A 19,429-nucleotide genomic window follows, 5' to 3' on the forward strand; every position below is an offset into this window, starting at 1 on the left:
TTTACAGCGACTTGCCGACCAGGGCGACCAGGTCGATGAGGCGGTTGGAGTAGCCCCATTCGTTGTCGTACCAGGACACCACCTTGGCCTGGTTGTCGATCACCTTGGTCAGGCCCGCGTCGAAGATCGAACTGTGCGGGTCGGTGACGATGTCGCTGGAGACGATGGGCGCGTCGTAGTACTTCAGGATTCCCTTGAGCCTGCCCTCCGCGGCGGCCTTGAAGGCCGCGTTGATCTCCTCGACGCCGGCGGGCTTGGACAGGTCGGCCGTGAGGTCGGTGACCGAGCCGGTGGGAATCGGCACCCGCAGGGCATAGCCGTCGAGCTTGCCCTTCAATTCCGGCATCACCAGGCCGATGGCCTTGGCCGCTCCGGTGGACGTCGGCACGATGTTCAGCGCGGCGGCGCGGGCGCGACGCAGGTCCTTGTGCGGCCCGTCCTGCAGGTTCTGGTCCTGGGTGTAGGCGTGGATGGTGGTCATCAGGCCCTTGACGATGCCGAACTCGTCGTGCAGCACCTTGGCCAGCGGCGCAAGGCAATTCGTGGTGCACGAGGCGTTCGAGATGATGTTCTGGCTGCCGTCGTACTTGTCGTCGTTGACGCCCAGGACGATGGTGATGTCGGGGTCGGTGGCGGGCGCCGAGATGATCACCTTCTTGGCGCCGGCCTCCAAGTGCCCCTTGGCCTTGGCCGCGTTGGTGAACAGGCCCGTGGACTCGACGACGACGTCGACGCCCAGATCGGCCCACGGCATCGCGGCCGGGCCCTCCCTGACCTCGAGCGCCTTGATCTTCGCGGTGCCGACGACGATGGTGTCCTCGCCTTCGAGGCTGACGTCGTAGGGCAGCCGGCCCAGGATGGAGTCGAACCTGAGGAGGTGCGCCAGCGTGGCGTTGTCCGTGATGTCGTTGACGGCCACCACCTCGATGTCGGTGGTGCCCTCCTCCCGTTGAGCCAGCAAGGCCCGGTAGAAGTTGCGCCCGATTCGACCGAAGCCGTTGATGCCCACTCGGACCGTCACGTGATCTCTCCCTGTCTTCCTAGTCTTTCCCGATGCTTCCTGGGTCTTTCCTGGTCTTTTTCCAAGTCCGCTCATGACCGCTCGCCGTCAGCCTAGATCAGTAGCGAGCCGCGGTGTGCGCCGGTAAGAGCGCCGGGTTTCTGTGACAACGCCCGGACGCCGACTTGTGACAGCGTCGTGACGTCACCATTTGGAAACGGCGCGGTGCGGCGTGGCTCGTGTGCCGCATGGGCTCCCCACAATTGGACCGTCGTCGAAAAACGACCTCGGTACGGCTATGCGGTTCTGCTGCACCAACTGATTTGCGGAAGTATCTGAGCGCGGATAAAGGAGAGTTGACGCTGATGGGGATCGTCGATCGGTTCAGCATCAAAGTAGTTGCCGGCGCTGGGTTGTGCGGGGCTGCTATTGCGTTGAGCCCGGATGCGGCAGCCGCCCCGCTGATGACAGGCGGCCACGCGTGCGTCCAGGGGCTGGCGGGCGAGGCGCCGGTAACCGCCGGCGGACCGTTAGCCGCCGGTGCGCCAGCGGCCGCCGGTGCGCCGGCCGCCGCGGACGTGTGCAGTGCCGCACTCACTGACATGGCTGGCGTTCCCTTGGTTGCGCCCGGGCCGCTGCCGGTGGGTGCGCCGGTGCCGGTGGGCGCTCCGCTGATCGCGCTCGGGCCGCCGGTGCCGGCCGGCGCTCCGGTTCCGCTCGGTGCGCCGCCGGTTGCGCCGGTGGTGCCCGTGGGCGCCCCGCTGATCGCGCTGGGGCCGGTCCTGGCCGGTGCTCCCCTGGATCCGGTGGTCGGCGCTCCGATCATTGACATGTCCGGGGTCAAGGATGCGCCGACCGGTCCGGCGCCGACCGGCGGGCCCGTGCCCGGTCAGCCGGTTCTGCCCGGTCCCTCGGGCGCGCACTGAGGCCGATCCCCTTCCCGCTTGTGCGGACCCGCTGGGTGGCCACCAGCGGGTCCGTTGCGTTGTGGGTGACGAATGGAGCCTTTGGGAACCGGCTGGCCGCTATTCCTGCACAATCACCGGGTCGCCAACGTTGACCGTGTTGTAGTACCACTCTGCGTCCTCGGGGCTCAGGCTGATGCAGCCGTGGCTGACATTCTCCAGCCCCAGTGATCGGACGGCCCACGGGGCCGAATGCACGAAGAGGCCGCGGCTGGTGATGCGGACGGCGTAATCGACCGGAAGCAGGTAACCATCGGGGTCGTCGACGGGGATGCCGACGCTGCTCGAGTCCATAAGCACCGAGCGTTCCTTGGCCAGGACGGTGTAAGAGCCGACGGGCGTCGGGAACTCCGGCCTGCCCATTGAGGCCGGCAGCACCCCCTGCTCTCCAAAGTGAGGCCGGTGGTGCGGCGCCGGCAGCGAAGGCGGCGGCCCCGACTCGACTCCGTCGATGCTCACGGTGAACGTGTGATCCGAGATATTGGCAACGCCGACGACGGCAGGACCCGTTTTGAAGTCCGTGGACAGGCCGCCCACCGAAAGGGCCACGGTGCTGTGCGCCGGCCAGAATCGGTCGGGAACCCACCGCACAACGTTGTTGTCGAGCCATTCGAACTTGCCGGTCATCGGGGGCGCCGATGTGACATTGATGGCGCTCTCGGCCGCGTGCCGGCCGGCTAAGTCGGCTATGGGTGCACGAAACGTCACCACCACGGGGTGCGCCACCCCGACCATCGCACCCCGCGCCGGCAGAACCGACGCGATGGCGAACCGGGACGGTTGGCTCGCCGCCGCCAGGCTTACGCCGGCCGGTCCCGCAACCACGCTCGCAGCGATCCCGATGGCGGTAAGAACACACCGAAAAACCGCCCGCATGACCCCAATTCCCTCACTGACATAGTTGCAATAGTGATCGTAGAGGTGCCCTGAGCACGGTAAGCGCAAGGGCGCGTGAGCGATTCGGTCAAGCCTTTGTCACGTTTTGGCCACAACGGGCCAATCGGGTCAACGTGGTAGAAGGCAGGGCGGCATCGATGGCCGTCGTCGTCATAGATTTTCGGGAGTGGCGCGTCCGGTGGTGACGTGGACGGGAAACCGGTCACCGGGCTCGGGCCAGGGCTGGCGGGTGAGCATGTCGGCGACGTCGACATAACCCGCCTCGATCACGCCGGTCTTGGCGTCGAGGATGCGATACCACTGCTTTTGGACGTGGATCGGTTGGCCTTCGAGCACGACGACGCGGACGTCGCCCTCCTCGAAGTGGCAGCGCCGCTGCACCGCCTCGAGCAGCTGCTCGTTGTGCAGGTGGCCCTCGCCGAAGTTCCATCCGACGAGGGGCCCGGCGACCAATTCACCCTCACGGACGCTGTAGTCGGCCTCGGTGTCCACGGCGCGGGGCAACAACCCGTTGAGCGCCCTGCCATGGGTGTGCATGGCGCGGAACGCCGCGGCCTTGTCGCTCATGATCTCGGCGGTGCCCGCGTCGTAGAGCTTGGCCAACTGGTTGACGACCAGGGCGGAGCTTTTGACGACGTTGGCTTCGATCCTGTCCTCGGCGCCCGCGCGGAAACACCACACGCTGGTGGCCCAGTTGCCGGCGTAGTAGCGCATCGCGGGCAGGAACGAAATCTTTTGCGGGAAAAGGTTTCCCGCGACCGGCACCACGACGAGGGCGACGACCAGAATGGCGAGCAGCAGCGGTGACCGAAGGTCGACGGCGTGGATCGCGCCGTAGTGCCCGAACAGATAGAACAGCGAGAAGATGAAGAACACATTCCATTCCAACGGGACCCCCATCGGGAGGTTGGAAAGGATATTGAGGTGGAAGATCACCATGAACCCGATGAGGAACCACCGCCATGGTTGGCCGTCGGCGACGAACACGAGGATCCCCGGGACCAGGAATTCCGCCGTGGTGCCGCCGACATGGGCCATGACCTTGGGCAGCCAGCTGGGCCGCAGGTCGTCGACGGGGTCGAGGTAGAACGCGCGCTTGAGCCCATTGAACAGCGTGCCCCGCAGCAGCGCGTTGTTGCTCGTCATCACCGACACGACGTACGGGAAATGGTGGTTGAGCTTGGACGTCGCCGCCCCCCACCACAAGCCGAGCATGATGATCTTGAAGGCCGCGATCTGGTCGGTGAACGGAAAGAAGAACACGATCAGCTTCAGCCAGTAGTGTTCGCCGCGGGCGGCCAGGAAGATGGTCTTGTCGCGCAGACCCAGGATCGCCAGGGCGACGATCGTCGGCAGCACGAGAACGGGGTCGAGCACACCGACATCGCCGGCGGCGGTGACCGGCCCACCCCGACCGGCCGCGGACAGCGCCCACACCCCGCCGGCCAACACGACGGCATAGAGGGCGACGTCGACGACGGTGCGGGTGTCACCGCTGGTGAACGGAACCTTGCCCGGCCAGGGTGGCAGCCGAATCGTGTTGGGACGCAACCAATAAAGGAACCCGCCGATCGGTGGCGTGAACCGCCCGGTCAGCGGACCGGACCCGCAACCGAAGCCCAGGACCTCGAACAGCAGCGTGAAGACGATGAACTTCTGATACACGATCGGTTGCCACCACCAGTCACCGATGCGGCCCAGCCCACCGAGCCCGGGGGTCAGCGAGATGATCGCGGCGGGAGCGGCGACGTACAGGGCGATCTTGAGCAGGTAGAGCAGATACGCCCCGTACGGGGTGCCGAAGCCGTGGTCCACCCAGTGCCGGGTCACGATCTGCAGCCGCGTCGCCCGGGGCAGGCTCCGCCACGTGCCGGGATCGACGTCGGGAAGCTCCGGTGACATGAATCCCATGGGTGGCCTCATTCCCGTCGGAGGTGAAACCAGCTGGCGAATCCCCTGAGGCCAGGCGTGATTCGGCCCTAGAGGACCGCGGGGCGCGCCCTCCGGGCGACCTCGGGGACCCCGCCCGGCGCCTGGTCCGCGAATCGCCGGTGCAGCTTGTCGATCAGGCCGTCGAGCGTTTGCCGGTCCTGTTCTTCGATGCGCGCCATCCGCCGAAGGTTGCTCACGCCTTCGGTGTCGCCGGCGGCGTGCGCGCCGGCGATCGCCTTGTGGTATTCACCGATCCGGTGCTCGATATGGCGGCGCCTCTGGGCGAGCAGCCGCAGAAAATAATCAGCCTGAAGCTGATCCGCCGTCTCGGCCGAGCACTCCACATCGCCGGCGGGCCGGCTCACGGTCAGCGAAGGCATGGCTCCTCCTCGGCGTACATTGACCGGTCCGGGTCGGGCCGCACCGCTGAGCGGCCTACGCCCGCGTCGGTCGCCGGCGCCGCCCGACCTGTGCCCAACGACCGAGCGGGCACGCTGCTCGTCGGACAAACCGGCAAAGTCCATGTCGTCTCTTTCGGCTGGGATCGGCGCTCGGCGTGCGTAACAATAACCCCCCGGATTCGACCAGCGCCATACGCGCGGACAGACGAATACCCGCGTTTCCGGGTCGGCCGGAGAGAACCCCGAGGCAATCCGGGAGAAACGCCGTGACGGCGCCCCCGGCGCCTGTCGCTACCATCGAGGGACCCCGCGTGGCAAAGGGGCCTCGCCGGAGCCGCAAGGGAGGACCGTGACCGACAGCGACAGCCCGGACATCGGGGACATCGACAAATTCGACCCGGGTCTGACCCAGCGCCTGATGGGTGTGATGCGCCCCTTCCTGAAGACGTATTTCCGGTCCGAGGTGCGCGGGTTGGATTCCTTCCCGCCCGGCGGGGCGCTGGTGGTCGGTAACCACTCCGGCGGCATGTTCCCGATGGACGTCCCGATCTTCACCGTCGACTTCTACGACCGGTTCGGCTACGACCGGCCGGTCTACACGCTGAGCCACGACATCCTCTTCATGGGCCCGACGGGGCCGTTCTTCAGGCGCACCGGCTATATCCGGGCCAGCCGCGAGAACGCGGCGACGGCGCTGCGCTCCGGCGGGGTGGTGGTCGTCTTTCCCGGCGGCGACTACGACGCGTACCGGCCCACGCTCGCCGAGAACGTCATCGACTTCAACGGCCGCAAGGGATACGTCAGCACGGCGATCGACGCCGGCGTGCCGATCGTGCCCGCGGTGTCCATCGGCGGGCAGGAGACGCAGCTCTACCTGTCCCGGGGGACGTGGCTGGCCGAGCGGCTGGGGCTGAAGCGGTTGCTGCGCAGCGACATTCTGCCGCTCTCGTTCGGCTTCCCGTTCGGGCTGAGCGCCGCGGTCCCGCCGAACCTGCCGCTGCCCGCCAAGATCGTGACGCAGGTGCTGGATCCGATCGACATCGCCGCGCGGTTCGGCGACGACCCGGACGTCGACGAGGTCGACGAGCACGTGCGCTCGGTGATGCAGCAAGCCCTCAACGAGCTCGCCGCCAGGCGCCGTTTCCCGATTCTGGGCTGAGCCATGGCTTCTCGCCTGAACCGGGCCCTCGGCGTGATCGGCACCCTGCGGCGCGCCGGGCTGATCGCGCCGCTGCGGCCCGACCGCTACCTGCGGATGGCCGCCGCCATGCGTCGCGAAGGCATGGGCATCACCGTGGGTTTCGCCACCGCGGCGCAGCGCTGCCCGGACCGTCCCGGCCTGGTGGACGAGCTGGGCACGCTGACGTGGCGGCAGCTCGACGAGCGGATCAACGCCCTGGCCGCGGCGCTGCAGGGGTTGCCCGGGGGCCAACCGAAGGTCATCGGGATCATGTGCCGCAATCACCGCGGTTTCGTCGAGGCGTTGGTGGCCGCCAACCGGATCGGCTCCGACATCCTGCTCCTCAACACGTCGTTCGCCGGGCCGGCGCTGGCCGATGTGGTCAACCGCGAGGGCGTCGACGCCGTCGTCTACGACGAGGAGTTCACCACGACCGTCGACCGGGCGCTGGCCGACAAACCGGGCGCCACCCGCATCGTGGCCTGGACCGACAAACAGCACGAGCTGACGGTCGAGAAACTCATCGCCGCCCACGCCGGGCAACGACCCGAGCGTGGCGGCGGCAAGGGCAGGATGATCCTGCTGACCTCCGGCACCACCGGAACGCCCAAGGGCGCCAACCAGTCTGGCGGCAACGCCGGAATCGGCACGCTCACGGCGATCCTGGACCGCACGCCGTGGCGCGCGGAGGAACCCGTCGTCATCGTGGCGCCGATGTTCCACGCGTGGGGCTTTTCGCAGTTGGTGTTCGCCGCGTCGATGGCCTGCACGGTGATCACCCGCCGCAAGTTCGACCCCGAGGCCACACTGGACCTCGTCGACCGCCACCGGGCGACGGGCCTGGCCGTGGTGCCGGTGATGTTCGACCGCATCATGGATCTGCCCGACGGCGTCCGAAACCGCTACGACTGCACGTCATTACGGTTCGCCGCGGCGTCCGGCTCGCGCATGCGGCCCGACGTCGTCATCGCGTTCATGGACCAGTTCGGCGACGTGATCTACAACAACTACAACGCCACCGAGGCGGGCATGATCGCCACCGCCACGCCGGCGGACCTGCGCGCCGCGCCCGACACCGCCGGCCGGCCGGCGGGCGGAACCGAAATCCGCGTCCTGGACTCCGAATTCAACGAGGTGCCCACCGGCGAGGTCGGCGGCATCTACGTCCGCAACGACACCCAGTTCGACGGCTACACGTCGGGCACCGGCAAGGACTTCCACGCCGGGTTCATGTCGTCGGGCGACGTCGGCTACCTGGACGCCGCCGGGCGGCTGTTCGTCGTCGGCCGCGACGACGAGATGATCGTCTCCGGCGGCGAGAACGTCTACCCGATCGAGGTGGAGAAGACGCTGGCGGCGCATCCCGACGTGGCGGAGGCCGCGGTGATCGGCGTGGACGACGAGCAGTACGGCCAGCGGCTGGCGGCGTTCGTGGTGCTCGAGCCGGGCGGTTCGGCCACCCCCGAGGACCTCAAGCAGCACGTGCGCGAGAACCTGGCCAACTACAAGGTGCCCCGCGAGATCACCGTGCTCGACGAACTGCCGCGCGGCAGCACCGGCAAGGTCCTGCGGGCCGAGCTGCAAGCGCGGGCGGCCGGCTGATGCGGCCGCGCAAGCCCAGACCGATGGCGCGCGCCGCGGTGGAATTGGCCAACGCCGCCAACGGATTACGCCCGCTCGCGCGCAAGGGCTACAGCACCGTCCTGGTGTTCTGGTTCGGCTGGCCGACCTCGGAGGTGCCGGGCGTCTACTTCTTCGCCTCGCTGGCCGACGCCCTGCGGCGCGGGCGGCGCGGCGACTTCGCCGGGCGGCGCGGCAAGGCGGCGCTGGCGCTGACGGCCGCGTCGTGGGCCATCCTCGCCGTGATCCGCTACCGCGGCGTCACCACCCCGGGCCCGGTGCTGGAGGCCGGGCTGCGCGAGCAACTCGGCGACGACTACGAAGAGGCGCTGAACAAGCTGCCCACGACGAAGCCCACCCGGCGCGGGCGGCGAAACCTGCCCCTGGGCAACACCGTGGCGCGGCGGCGCTACGTCGAGAAGACGAACGTCGTGTCCTACGGCCCGCACGGCCGCGCCAACCTGGCCGACATCTGGCGCCGCCGCGACCTGCCGCGCGACGGCAAGGCGCCGGTGCTGGTGCAGGTGCCCGGCGGCGCCTGGGTGATCGGAATGCGCCGCCCGCAGGCCTATCCGCTGATGAGCCACCTGGCCGCCCGCGGCTGGGTGTGCGTGTCGATCGGCTATCGGGTGTCGCCGGTGCATACCTGGCCGGACCACATCGTCGACGTCAAGCGGGCGCTGGCGTGGGTCAAGGAGAACATCGCGCGCTACGGCGGTGATCCCGAGTTCGTCGCGATCACCGGCGGCTCCGCCGGCGGGCACCTGTCCGCGCTGGCGGCGCTGACCCCCAATGACCCGAAATTCCAGCCGGGCTTCGAGGACGCCGACACCTCGGTGGCCGCCGCGGTTCCGGTGTACGGGCGCTACGACTGGTTCTCCACCGAGGGCGAGGGTCGTCCCGAGTTCGTGGGGCTGCTCGAAAAGTTTGTGGTGAAGCGGAAATTCGCCAGCCACCGCGATATCTACGTGGACGCCTCGCCGATCCGGCGGCTTCGCGCCGACGCGCCGCCGTTTTTCGTCCTGCACGGCCGCGACGATTCGCTCATCCCGGTCGGCGAGGCGCAGGAGTTCGTCGACGAGCTGCGCGCGGTGTCCAAGTCCCCGGTCGCCTACGCCGAATTACCTTACGCCCAACACGCTTTCGACATCTTCGGTTCCCCGCGGGGGCATCGGTCCGCGGAGGCCGTGGCGCGGTTCTTGTCCTGGGTGTACGCCACCAGCTATCGCGGCGACGGCGATTAACCCGGTCACTCCAGCGCGGCGGCCTTCTCGAGTTCGGTCAGCGCGGGTTCGACGGCGTCGGCCATGTCGTCGATGTCGTTGGCCACCTCGGGTGTCGTCACGAAACCGAAGTCCAGGTAGTCCTCGTAGGAGAAGCAGGTGATGTTCAGGGCGACGTCCATGACCGGCGGTCCCAGCGGCACCAGCGAATCCACCTTGGCGCCCGCCATGTACAGCGGGCACGCCGGGCCGGGGACGTTGGAGACAACCAGGTTGATGGGCGCCAGGTTTCGCGACAGCCCGGTGGCCGTGTACGCCCGCGCGGCCAACTGCAGCAGCCCCGGCGGCGTGGTCTCGGTCAGCCCCATGATCTGATGCGCCGACAGCGCCTTGGCCATCAATTTGGCGCTCTGGGTGCTGTCGTGGATGGCGCGCAGCCGCTCGGCCGGGTCGTCGATGTCGGTGGCCAGGGACGCGGTCATGGAGCTGATCTTGTTGCCGATCTCGCTCTTGTCCTCGTTGGTCCGGGTCGAGACGGGGATCTGCGCGATGAGCGGTTTGACCGGCAGCTCGCCACGCTTTTCCAGATAGCCGCGGGCGGCGCCGGCCACCAGGGCGAGCACGACGTCGTTGAGCTTGACACCGTAGGTGTCCTTGACGGCCTTGACCCGGGCCAGCTCGACGCGGCAGCCGGTGACCCGCCGGTGCGGCGACACGGGCGCGTTGAACCGGGTCTTGGGCGCCTCGAAGTAGCGCGGCGGCCTGCTGCTGACGCCCAACACGGCGACCTGCTGGCGCAAGGTCTGCTCCACCAGTCGCGCGACGCGAAACGGCGTCATGATTCCGAGGTTGAACAGCGCACCCACCGCACGCCGCTCCAGCCCGGGAAGCCGGAAACCCACCAGCGAGCCGACCGTCTCCTCTTGCGGCGGGCGGGGTTCCGGCGTGACGTCCAACAGGATTTCGCCCAGCCCGGCGCCGGAGACCCCGTCGACGATGGCGTGATGCATCTTGGTCAGCGTCGCGATCCGGCCGCCGCTGACGCCCTCGATGACCCACAGCTCCCACAGCGGCCGGGAGCGGTCCAGCTTGTAGGACATCAGCCGGCCCACCAACTCCTCCAGCTCGCGCCGCTCGCCGGGAGCCGGAACCCCGATGTGTCGGATATGGAAGTCGACGTCAAGGTCCTCGTCCTCGACGAACCACGGCCGGTCCAGGCCGAGCGGCGCGCCGGTCACCCGCCACCGCAACTGCGGCAGCTCGGGTAGTCGCTCGATGATCAGCTCGCGGAGCCGGGCAAAGCTGTACTCGGGCGCGTCGCTGGGATCGCAGATCGCCAGCGCGCCCACGTGCATGTGCCAGCCCGCAGTTTCCGCTGACCAGAACGCCGCATCGACACTCGAAAGCCGCTTCATGACACGACCGTAGTCTTCGTCAGGCGTCTTCCAACAGGTCTGGCGTCACCGCCGATTCGGTGTCGGGAATGCCGTCGACCTTCGCCTTGCGGTCGGCCATCGACAGCAGGCGTCGAATGCGGCCGGCCACAGCGTCTTTCGTCATCGGGGGGTCGGCGAGGCGCCCGAGCTCCTCCAGCGAGGCCTGCCGGTGCTCGACGCGCAGCTTGCCCGCCGAGGCCAGGTGGTCGGGGACGGTGTCGCCGAGGATCTCCAGCGCCCGCTCCACCCGGGCGGCCGCCGCGACCGCGGCCCGCGCGGAGCGGCGCAGGTTGGCGTCGTCGAAGTTGGCCAGCCGGTTGGCCGTCGCCCGCACCTCGCGGCGCATCCGGCGCTCCTCCCAGACCAGGCGCGTGTCCTGGGCGCCCATCCGCGTCAGCAGGGCCCCGATCGCCTCGCCGTCGCGCACCACCACCCGGTCGGCGCCGCGCACCTCGCGGGCCTTCGCGCTGACCCCGAGCCGGCGCGCCGCGCCGACCAGCGCCAGCGCGGCCTCCGGGCCGGGGCAGCTGACCTCCAGGGCCGACGAGCGTCCCGGCTCGGTCAGCGACCCGTGCGCCAAGAAGGCGCCCCGCCACGCCGCCTCGGCGTCGCCGACGCTGCCGCCGACCACCTGGGCCGGCAGCCCGCGCACCGGACGCCCGCGCATGTCGAGCAGCCCGGTCTGGCGCGCCAGCGCCTCGCCGTCGTTGGCCACCCGCAGTACGTACCGGGTACTCTTGCGAATCCCGCTGGCCGACAACACATGCACGACGGCGTTGTAGCCGTAGAGGTCGAAGATGTCCTTGCGCAGCCGCCGCGCGATGTTGCCCAGGTCCACCTCGGCCTCGACCACCACCCGGCCGCCCACGATGTGCAGCCCGCCGGCGAACCTCAGCAGCGACGTGACCTCCGCGCGACGCGCGCTCACCGATTTCACCACCAGGCGGCTCAGCTCGTCCTTGACTTCGGTCGTCATCGCCACGCGTCGTCACCCCTCTCACCGTCGACCCGAATCTCTTCGGTGGTTGTCGCCGAAGGGGCTCCCGGGCGTCGGTGACCCGCTCGGACCCCGTCCAGCGCCGCCGCGAGCTTGCCCGGGTCATGTAAAGGTGTACCAGGTCTGGCGACGTCGGCGAAGTGGACCTCGGCTTGCAGCAGCGTCGCGGTGCGGCGCAGTTGCTCGCGTTCGCGCTCGCCGGGCACCCGTTCGGCGTCGATGATGATGTCGTGCACGGTGAACCCGGGGGCGTGCTGGGCCAGCACGTGCAGGTGGCGCTCCACCGAGAAGCCGGCCGTCTCCCCCGGCTCGGCCACCAGGTTGAGCACCAGCGCCCGCCGGGCGGTGGTGGCCCGCAGGGCCGCCGCCAGCCCCGGCACCAGCACGTGCGGGATCACGCTGGTGAACCACGACCCCGGGCCCAGCACCACCAGGTCGGCCGCCATGATGGCGTCGACGGCCTGGCGCGTCGCCGGGGGATCCGGCGGAAGCAACCGCACCCGCCGCACCTTGCCGGGCGTGGTCGCGATCGCCACCTGGCCGCGGATCAGCCGGAACATCCGCGGGTCGGCCTCCAGGCCGGACACGTCGGCCTCGATCTGCAGCGCGATCGGGCACATCGGCAGCACCCGGCCCTTGACGCCGAGGATGCGGCCGAGTTCGTCGAGGGCGGCGACCGGATCGGCCAGCACCTCGTTGAGGCCGGCCAGCATCAGGTTGCCGATCGGGTGCCCGGCCAGGGCGCCGTTGCCGCCGAACCGGTGCTGCAGGATGGTCGCCCACAGCCGCCCGTAGGGGCTGTCGGATGCCAACGCCGCCAAGGCCATTCGCAGGTCTCCCGGCGGGACCACGTCCAGTTCGGCGCGCAGCCGGCCCGACGAGCCCCCGTCGTCGGCGACGGTGACCACGGCGGTGACGTAGGGGGTCAGCCGGCGCGCCGCGGACAGCGTGGCGTACAGGCCGTGGCCGCCCCCCAGCGCAACGATGCTGTGACTGGTCGGTGAGCTCATTCGCGGCCCAGATCCCGGTGCAGCACCCGCACCGCCAGTTGCGGGTTGCCGCCCAGCAGCTGCATCAGCGCCTCGGCAATCGCGACGCTGCGATGCTTTCCGCCGGTGCAGCCGATGGCGACCGTCATGTAACGCTTGCCCTCCCGCCGGTAGCCGTCAACCACCAGGTTTAGCAATCGATGGTAAGCGTCGAGGAACTCGTCCGCGCCGGGCTGGTTCAACACGTAGTCACGCACCGCCGGATGCTGGCCGGTGAGGGGGCGCAAATCGTCGACCCAGTGCGGGTTGGGCAGGAACCGGACGTCCATCACCATGTCGGCGTCCATGGGCAGGCCGTACTTGAAGCCGAACGACTCGACGGTGACGCTGGTGGACGCGCCGGTGTCGCCGCCGAAGGCGCGCTCGATGCTTTCCCGCAGGCCCCGCACCGACAGCGTCGAGGTGTCGATGATCAGGTCGGCGGTGGCGCGGACCGGGGCCAGCATCCGGCGCTCGGCGGCGATGCCCTCGGCCAGGGTCTGCTCGCCCTGCAGCGGGTGGCTGCGGCGGTTCTGTTCGTAGCGGCGCACCAGCATGTCGTCGGAGGCCTCCATGAACACCACGCGCGGGGTGATGTTGCGGGTGGCCAGCTCGGTGCGCACGGAGTCCAAATCGCCGGTGAATCCCCGCGATCGCACGTCCATCACGACCGCCAGCTGGGTGATCCGCGACCCGGCCGCCAGCCCGAAATCCACCATCCGGGTGATCAGCTGGGGCGGCAGGTTGTCGGCCACATACCAGCCGAGGTCCTCGAGCACCTTGGCCGCGGTGCCCCGCCCGGCGCCCGACAGCCCGGTCACCAGAACGACGTCGATGCCGGCGGCGTTCGCGGTCATCCCGAGGCCCCGTGCCGCTCGGGTCGCAGCGCCTCCAGGACGGCCGCGGCGGTGGCCACGCCGATGCCCGGGACGGCGGTGATCTGGTCGACGGTGGCCTCCTTGAGGCGGGCTATCGATCCGAAATGGGCCACCAGCGCCTTGCGGCGATGTTCTCCCAATCCCGGCACCGAATCCAGCGCCGAGGCGGTCATTCGCTTCGATCGCTTGCTGCGATGGTAGGCGATGGCGAACCGGTGCGCCTCGTCGCGCACGCGCTGCAGCAGGTAGAGCCCCTCGCTGTTGCGTGGCATGATGATCGGGTCCGGCTCCGAGGGCACCCAGACCTCTTCCAGCCGCTTGGCCAGGCCGATCACCGCGACGTCGGTGATGCCGAGTTCGTCGAGCACGGCGCTGGCCGCGTTGACCTGCGGCGCGCCGCCGTCGACGACGTAGAGATTGGGCGGGTACGCGAAGCGGCGCGACCTTCCTTCCGGCGCAAGCATATTCGGATCGTTTTTGTCGCTTAGGTGCCGCACGAACCGGCGGCGGGTCACCTCGGCGATGGAGGCGACGTCGTCGGAGCGTCCCTGGCCGGCGGCCTCCCGGATCGCGAAGTGGCGGTAGTCCGATTTGCGCGGCAGGCCGTCCTCGAACACCACCAGCGAGCCCACCACGTCGGTGCCCTGCACGTGGCTGATGTCCACGCATTCGATGCGCAGCGGCGCGTCGGCCAGGCCCAGGGAGTCCTGAATGTTCTGCAGCGCAGCCGATCTGGCGTTGAAGTCGCCGGCCCGCTTCAGCTTGTGTTGCTGCAGCGCCTCTTTCGCGTTGCGCTGCACCGTTTCGGCCAGCGCCCGCTTGTCGCCGCGCCGCGGCACCCTGATGGCGACCCGGGATCCGCGCAGCCCGGACAGCCAGCTCGTCAACTCGTCGGCGTTGGACGGCAGGCACGGCACCAGCACCTCGCGGGGGACGGGGTTGGTCGATTCGTCGGCGGCGCCATCCAGCTCGGCCTGTTCGCCGTAGAACTGCGTCAGGAATTGCTCGACGAGCTGTTCCTCGCCGGAATCGCCGGGGTCGCCGGGCTTTTCGACGATCCAGCCGCGCTGGCCGCGGACCCGGCCGCCGCGCACGTGGAACACCTGCACCGCCGCCTCCAGCTCGTCGTCGGCGAAGGCGACCACGTCGGCGTCGGTGCCGTCGCCGAGCACCACGGCCTGCTTCTCCATGGCCCGCTTGAGCGCCGACAGGTCGTCGCGAAGCCGCGCGGCCCGCTCGAAGTCGAGTTGCTGGGCCGCGGCGTTCATCTGCTGCTCGAGGTCGCGGGCGAACCGGTCGGTCTTGCCGGACAGGAAGTCGCAGAAGTCGTTGACGATTTGGCGATGCTGCTCGGCGCTGACCCGGCCGATGCACGGCGCCGAGCACTTGTCGATGTAGCCGAGCAGGCAGGGGCGGTCGATCTGGTTGTGCCGCTTGAACACCCCGGCCGAGCAGGTTCGCGCCGGAAACACCCGGGTGAGCAGATCGAGGGTTTCCCGGATGGCCCACGCGTGCGAGTACGGCCCGAAATAGCGCACGCCCTTGCGGCGCGGGCCGCGGTAGACCATCAGCCGCGGGAACTCCTCGCCCAGGGTGACGGCCAGCACCGGGTAGGACTTGTCGTCGCGGTAGCGGACGTTGAAGCGCGGATCGAACTCCTTGATCCAGTTGTATTCCAGCTGCAACGCCTCGACTTCGGTGTTGACCACCGTCCACTCGACCTTGGCCGCGGTGGTCACCATCTGCCGGGTGCGCGGGTGCAGGCCGGCGACGTCGGCGAAGTAGGACGTCAGCCTGCTGCGCAGGCTCTTGGCCTTGCCGACGTAGATGACGCGCCCGTGCGAGTCCCGGAACCGGTACACGCCGGGCTCGACCGGGATGGACCCGGGCGCGGGGCGATACGTCGCGGGATCTGGCACGTGTCCAGGCTAATAGCCGCCAAAAGAGCACCCGGGGGCCGCCATTCGACCGGCATTAACGTACAAATGATTATAGTTCTGTTGTACACTACCGTGATGCAGGTGGCGATCAGTACGTTGCGGGCCGAGCTGGCGGACTGGATCGAGCGGGTCCGCGCTGGCGAGGAGGTCGTGGTCACCGATCGCGGAACGCCGGTAGTTCGGCTGGTGGCCGTGGACACCGCACCGCTGCTCGAGCAACTGACCAAGCAGGGTGTGGTGAGCCGACCGCGCTCGGCCGGCCGGCCCACGGCCACCGGGGCACCACGCGTGCGCGCTCGCGGCTCGGTCTCCGACCTGGTGAGTGAACAACGCCGCTGACCCGTGCCGATCGTTTATTTCGACAGCAGCGCGTTCGTCAAACTCCTGGTCGAGGAGGATGGCAGCGACATCGCCGCGGCGCTGTGGGACGGCTGCGACGCCGCGGTCTCTTCTCGTTTGGCTTACCCCGAGGTGCGTGCCGCGCTGGCGGCCGCCGGACGCGCCCACCGCTTCGGCGCCGACGAGCAACTCCAGTCCCAAGCGATGTGGGAGGAGTACTGGGCGGCCACCCGGGCGGTGGAGCTGACTGAGAACATCGCCCAGCACGCCGGGCATTTGGCCACCGCACACGCCCTGCCTGGCGCCGAGGCGGTCCACCTTGCCAGCGTCCTCGCCGTCGGGGTCGACGACACCGTGTTCGCCGTATGGGACCAGCGCCTACGCACCGCAGCGCAAGAGGCCGCCGTAAGCCTGGCGCCGGGACGGTAACCACGTCCCCGCCGATCTTTCGGCGCTCAGCCCGCGCGCAGGTCCGGCCGATATCGCGCCAGCAGCGACCGCACAGTGTCCATGGCGGCCACGGCGCGCTCCTTGTCGACGGCCTGGATCGCCATCAGCGGGATGTACTCGTCGTCGGGCAGGTCGATGCGCGCCCACCGTCTGCCGGCGGGAAACGACACACCGACCACGTCCGGCCACGGAATAAGCCTGTATCCGAAGAGGTTTCGCACCGACAGCCCGGCCGGCCCCACCCGCAGCCGGGGCCGCGCGAACAACAGCACGGCGCCGGCGATCACCAGACCCAGGATGGCGATCGCCACCTGGTCGGAGGTGTGGAAGATCACGCCGCTGGAGCTGATCTTGAGCAGCAGACCCACCACGATGTGCGCGGCGGCGATCAGAAACGCCGCGGCGTAAACGAATAACGGAGTCCGGTGCGGGCGCAGCTCGACATCCCAGACCTCACCCCGCGCCGGCGGCCTCACGACCGAGCGCGCAGGTCGCGCAGGGTCAGCGCGGCGGTCAGGGCCGCCCCGGCGGCCTGGGCCCCCTTGTCCTCGGCCGACGCCGGAAGCCCGGCCCGGGCCAGCGCCTGCTCCTCGGTGTTGGTGGTCAACACCCCGTTGCCGATCGGTGTGCGGGCGTCCAGCGAGACCCTGGTCAGCCCCTGGGTCACCGAATCACACACGTAGTCGAAATGTGGAGTCTCACCGCGGATTACGACACCCAGCGCGACGACGGCGTCATGATCGCGGGCCAATTCCTGGGCCACCACCGGGATCTCGATCGCGCCGAGCACGCGGACCACCGTCGGGTTCTCGACGCCCGACTCGGCGGCCATTTTGCGGGCACCCGCGAGCAGCGCATCGCAGATTTGGCCGTGCCAGGTGCTCGCCACGATGCCGAGCCGCAGGCCGGACGCGTCAAGCGCCGGAATCTCCGGCACCCCGGCGCTTCCGCTCATCAGCGCCGCTCCTCCTCATCGCTTCGCTCTGCATCGTCGCGGACGCGGACGCTCACAGAGCACCGCCGAATTCCCCCGGCAGATGCACGGATTCGTGGAAGTCGTCCAGCCCGGCGAGGTCGTGGCCCATCTTGTCACGCTTGGTCATCAGGTAGCGGATGTTCTCGGCGTTGGCCCGCACGGGCAGCGGCACCCGCTCGATGATGTGCAGCCCGTAACCGTCCAGCCCGACCCGCTTGGCCGGGTTGTTGGTCAGCAGCCGCATCGAGCGCACCCCGAGGTCGACGAGGATCTGCGCGCCGATGCCGTAATCCCTTGCGTCGGCGGGCAATCCGAGCTTGAGGTTGGCGTCCACGGTGTCGTCACCGGCGTCCTGCAGCTGGTAGGCCTGCAGCTTGTGCATCAGGCCGATGCCGCGGCCCTCGTGGCCGCGCATGTACAGCACCACGCCGCGCCCCTCCCGGGCGACCATCGCCATCGCGGCGTCCAGCTGGGGCCCGCAGTCGCAGCGGCGGGACCCGAACACGTCACCGGTCAGGCATTCGGAGTGCACGCGGACCAACACATCGTCGCCGTCGGCGTTCGGGCCGGCGATCTCGCCGCGGACCAGCGCCACGTGTTCGACGTCCTCGTAGATGCTTGCGTAGCCGATGGCGCGAAACTCGCCGTGCCGCGTCGGGATCCGTGCCTCGGCGATCCGCTCGATGTGCTTCTCGTGCTTGCGCCGCCATTCGATCAGGTCGGCGATGGTGATCAGCGCGAGGTCGTGCTCGTCGGCGAAGACCCGCAACTCGTCCGTCTGGGCCATCGAGCCCTCGTCCTTCTGGCTGACGATCTCGCAGATCGCGCCCGCGGGCTGCAGCCCCGCCATCCGGGCCAAATCGACCGCGGCCTCGGTGTGGCCGGGCCGGCGCAGCACGCCGCCGTCCTTGGCGCGCAACGGAACCACGTGGCCGGGGCGGGTGAAATCGTCGGCGACGCTGGCGGGATCGGCCAGCAACCGCATCGTGGTCGCGCGGTCGGACGCCGAAATCCCGGTGCCGACACCATTTTTCGCGTCGACCGTGACGGTGTAGGCGGTGCCGTGCTTGTCCTGGTTCACCGCGTACATCGGCAGCAGCCCGAGCCGGTCGCAGATCGCGCCGTCCAGCGGCACGCACAGATATCCCGAGGTGTAGCGGACCATGAAGGCCACCATCTCCGGCGTCGCCTTTTCGGCGGCGAAGATCAGGTCGCCCTCGTTCTCGCGTTCCTCGTCGTCGATGACGATGACGGCCTTACCGGCCGCGATGTCGGCAACCGCCCTCTCGACGGAGTCCAACCTCGTCATCTTTTGCTGCCTTGCTCTCGTAGGGCCCCTAGGAGAAGCCCAAGTGTCGCATTCAGTATGAACCACCGTGGCGGGGCGGTTATTGCCACGGCTTTTCCGGGCGGACGCCTCTCTCCCGACGCCCTGTTCGTCGAGATCGACGGGAGCGCGGAAAAGTGCGGGTGACCATCACGGTAACGTCGATTTCGGCGTGCTGCCGGCGCGGTAAAGCCTGATAGCGGCCGTACTAACGCGACAGGAGCCGCTCGACGTACTTGGCGATGACGTCGGCCTCGAGGTTCACCGGCGTCCCGACCGGGGCGCGGCCCAGGGTGGTCAGTTCCCGGGTCGTCGGGATCAGCGAGACCTCGAACCAGTCCCGGGGCTCGGAGCCCAGCCCGGAGACCGTCAGGGAAATCCCGTCGACGGTGATCGACCCCTTCTCGACGACGTAGCGGGCCACCGCCTCGGGAACCTCGATCCGCACCACCTCCCAGTGCTCCGAGGGTGCGCGGGACACCACCCGGCCGGTGCCGTCGACGTGGCCCTGCACGATGTGCCCGCCGAGCCGGGCGTTGACGGCCGCGGCGCGCTCGAGGTTGACCCGGCTGCCGATCTCCAGCGCGCCGAGGTTGGACCGGCTCAGGGTCTCGCCCATCACGTCGGCGGTGAATCGGCCGCCGGGCAGCAGCTCGGCGACCGTCAGGCACACGCCGTTGACGGCGATCGAATCGCCGTGTCCGGCATCGGTGGTCACGACCGGCCCGCGAACCGTCAGCCGGGCGGCATCCGCGAGCACGTCCCGGCCGGTGATCTCCCCGAGCTCCTCGACAATTCCGGTGAACATTGCACCAGGTTAATGGGCCGATGCGCGGCGAC

19 protein-coding genes are annotated in these 19,429 nt (G+C 69.2%); 6 read left to right on the forward strand and 13 right to left on the reverse strand.

All coding sequences use genetic code 11. The features are described from left to right. Position 1: 1 nt before the first annotated feature. The gene (gene gap / locus G6N25_RS00195) at positions 2-1,021 is read right to left on the reverse strand and encodes a type I glyceraldehyde-3-phosphate dehydrogenase (protein WP_083074341.1); all 1,020 of its coding nucleotides are present in this window, start codon (positions 1,019-1,021) and stop codon (positions 2-4) included. 335 nt (positions 1,022-1,356) lie between these two features. On the opposite strand from gap, the gene G6N25_RS00200 reads away from it, so the two are divergent. After that, on the forward strand, positions 1,357-1,926 hold the full coding sequence (locus G6N25_RS00200; RefSeq protein ID WP_142272647.1) for a hypothetical protein: 570 nt from the start codon (positions 1,357-1,359) through the stop codon (positions 1,924-1,926). A 99-nt stretch (positions 1,927-2,025) separates the two neighbouring features. On the opposite strand, the gene G6N25_RS00205 is transcribed toward G6N25_RS00200, so the two are convergent. The 3 genes from G6N25_RS00205 to G6N25_RS00215 form a co-directional block, all read right to left on the reverse strand. Further along, positions 2,026-2,841: a L,D-transpeptidase gene (locus tag G6N25_RS00205; protein ID WP_083074339.1), complete on the reverse strand. Its 816-nt coding sequence runs from the start codon at positions 2,839-2,841 to the stop codon at positions 2,026-2,028. Between the two features lie 171 nt (positions 2,842-3,012). Further along, on the reverse strand, positions 3,013-4,773 hold the full coding sequence (locus G6N25_RS00210) for a DUF3556 domain-containing protein (RefSeq protein ID WP_083074338.1): 1,761 nt from the start codon (positions 4,771-4,773) through the stop codon (positions 3,013-3,015). A gap of 68 nt (positions 4,774-4,841) precedes the next feature. Continuing rightward, positions 4,842-5,174 carry a hypothetical protein gene (locus tag G6N25_RS00215; RefSeq protein ID WP_232065667.1) on the reverse strand — a complete coding sequence of 111 codons (333 nt, stop codon included), beginning with the start codon at positions 5,172-5,174 and terminating at the stop codon, positions 4,842-4,844. Positions 5,175-5,544: 370 nt separating this feature from the next. On the opposite strand from G6N25_RS00215, the gene G6N25_RS00220 reads away from it, so the two are divergent. Genes G6N25_RS00220 through G6N25_RS00230 form a run of 3 tightly spaced genes read left to right on the forward strand, consistent with a single transcriptional unit; the run spans position 5,545 to position 9,239 of the window. Beyond that, a complete protein-coding gene (locus G6N25_RS00220) occupies positions 5,545-6,354 on the forward strand; it encodes a 1-acyl-sn-glycerol-3-phosphate acyltransferase (protein ID WP_083074336.1) in 810 nt (269 codons plus the stop codon). A gap of 3 nt (positions 6,355-6,357) precedes the next feature. Further along, positions 6,358-7,977 (forward strand): acyl-CoA ligase FadD12, encoded by a 1,620-nt coding sequence (gene fadD12 / locus G6N25_RS00225; RefSeq protein WP_083074335.1) that lies wholly within the window; start codon positions 6,358-6,360, stop codon positions 7,975-7,977. Beyond that, the gene (locus G6N25_RS00230; protein ID WP_083074334.1) at positions 7,977-9,239 is read left to right on the forward strand and encodes an alpha/beta hydrolase; all 1,263 of its coding nucleotides are present in this window, start codon (positions 7,977-7,979) and stop codon (positions 9,237-9,239) included. Before fadD12 ends, G6N25_RS00230 begins: the two co-directional genes overlap by 1 nt. A 5-nt stretch (positions 9,240-9,244) precedes the next feature. Here the strand turns inward: G6N25_RS00230 and G6N25_RS00235 are convergent, their stop codons facing one another. The 5 genes from G6N25_RS00235 to uvrC are packed head-to-tail and all read right to left on the reverse strand — an operon-like array spanning position 9,245 to position 15,476. Then, positions 9,245-10,633, reverse strand: a complete 1,389-nt coding sequence (locus tag G6N25_RS00235) for a WS/DGAT/MGAT family O-acyltransferase (protein WP_083074333.1) — start codon at positions 10,631-10,633, stop codon at positions 9,245-9,247. A gap of 19 nt (positions 10,634-10,652) precedes the next feature. Further along, on the reverse strand, positions 10,653-11,630 hold the full coding sequence (gene whiA, locus G6N25_RS00240; protein WP_083074371.1) for a DNA-binding protein WhiA: 978 nt from the start codon (positions 11,628-11,630) through the stop codon (positions 10,653-10,655). Next, a complete protein-coding gene (gene yvcK, locus G6N25_RS00245) occupies positions 11,627-12,661 on the reverse strand; it encodes a uridine diphosphate-N-acetylglucosamine-binding protein YvcK (RefSeq protein WP_083074332.1) in 1,035 nt (344 codons plus the stop codon). The genes whiA and yvcK overlap by 4 nt, the downstream gene beginning before the upstream one ends. Then, positions 12,658-13,536: an RNase adapter RapZ gene (gene rapZ, locus G6N25_RS00250; RefSeq protein ID WP_083074331.1), complete on the reverse strand. Its 879-nt coding sequence runs from the start codon at positions 13,534-13,536 to the stop codon at positions 12,658-12,660. Before rapZ ends, yvcK begins: the two co-directional genes overlap by 4 nt. Then, complete coding sequence (uvrC, locus tag G6N25_RS00255; RefSeq protein WP_083074330.1) at positions 13,533-15,476, reverse strand: excinuclease ABC subunit UvrC; 1,944 nt, start codon at positions 15,474-15,476, stop codon at positions 13,533-13,535. Before uvrC ends, rapZ begins: the two co-directional genes overlap by 4 nt. A gap of 96 nt (positions 15,477-15,572) precedes the next feature. Between uvrC and G6N25_RS00260 the strand changes: the two genes are divergently transcribed. Together G6N25_RS00260 and G6N25_RS00265 are read left to right on the forward strand one after the other, a co-directional pair. Next, positions 15,573-15,836, forward strand: a complete 264-nt coding sequence (locus tag G6N25_RS00260) for a type II toxin-antitoxin system Phd/YefM family antitoxin (protein WP_232065668.1) — start codon at positions 15,573-15,575, stop codon at positions 15,834-15,836. Positions 15,837-15,839: 3 nt separating this feature from the next. Next, entirely contained in the window at positions 15,840-16,265 is a 426-nt protein-coding gene (locus G6N25_RS00265) for a type II toxin-antitoxin system VapC family toxin (protein ID WP_083074329.1), read from the forward strand. Between the two features lie 26 nt (positions 16,266-16,291). Here G6N25_RS00265 and G6N25_RS00270 read toward each other — a convergent pair whose 3' ends face one another. From G6N25_RS00270 to G6N25_RS00285, 4 genes are all read right to left on the reverse strand, one after another. Then, positions 16,292-16,762 carry a PH domain-containing protein gene (locus G6N25_RS00270; RefSeq protein WP_083074328.1) on the reverse strand — a complete coding sequence of 157 codons (471 nt, stop codon included), beginning with the start codon at positions 16,760-16,762 and terminating at the stop codon, positions 16,292-16,294. Next, complete coding sequence (gene ribH / locus G6N25_RS00275; protein ID WP_083074327.1) at positions 16,759-17,241, reverse strand: 6,7-dimethyl-8-ribityllumazine synthase; 483 nt, start codon at positions 17,239-17,241, stop codon at positions 16,759-16,761. Before ribH ends, G6N25_RS00270 begins: the two co-directional genes overlap by 4 nt. A gap of 52 nt (positions 17,242-17,293) precedes the next feature. Next, positions 17,294-18,571, reverse strand: coding sequence for a bifunctional 3,4-dihydroxy-2-butanone-4-phosphate synthase/GTP cyclohydrolase II (locus G6N25_RS00280; protein ID WP_083074326.1), 1,278 nt, complete (start codon positions 18,569-18,571; stop codon positions 17,294-17,296). A 226-nt stretch (positions 18,572-18,797) separates the two neighbouring features. Then, entirely contained in the window at positions 18,798-19,397 is a 600-nt protein-coding gene (locus G6N25_RS00285) for a riboflavin synthase (RefSeq protein WP_083074325.1), read from the reverse strand. Positions 19,398-19,429: the final 32 nt, after the last annotated feature.

The organism is Mycobacterium heidelbergense (assembly GCF_010730745.1).
Taxonomy (GTDB): domain Bacteria; phylum Actinomycetota; class Actinomycetes; order Mycobacteriales; family Mycobacteriaceae; genus Mycobacterium; species Mycobacterium heidelbergense.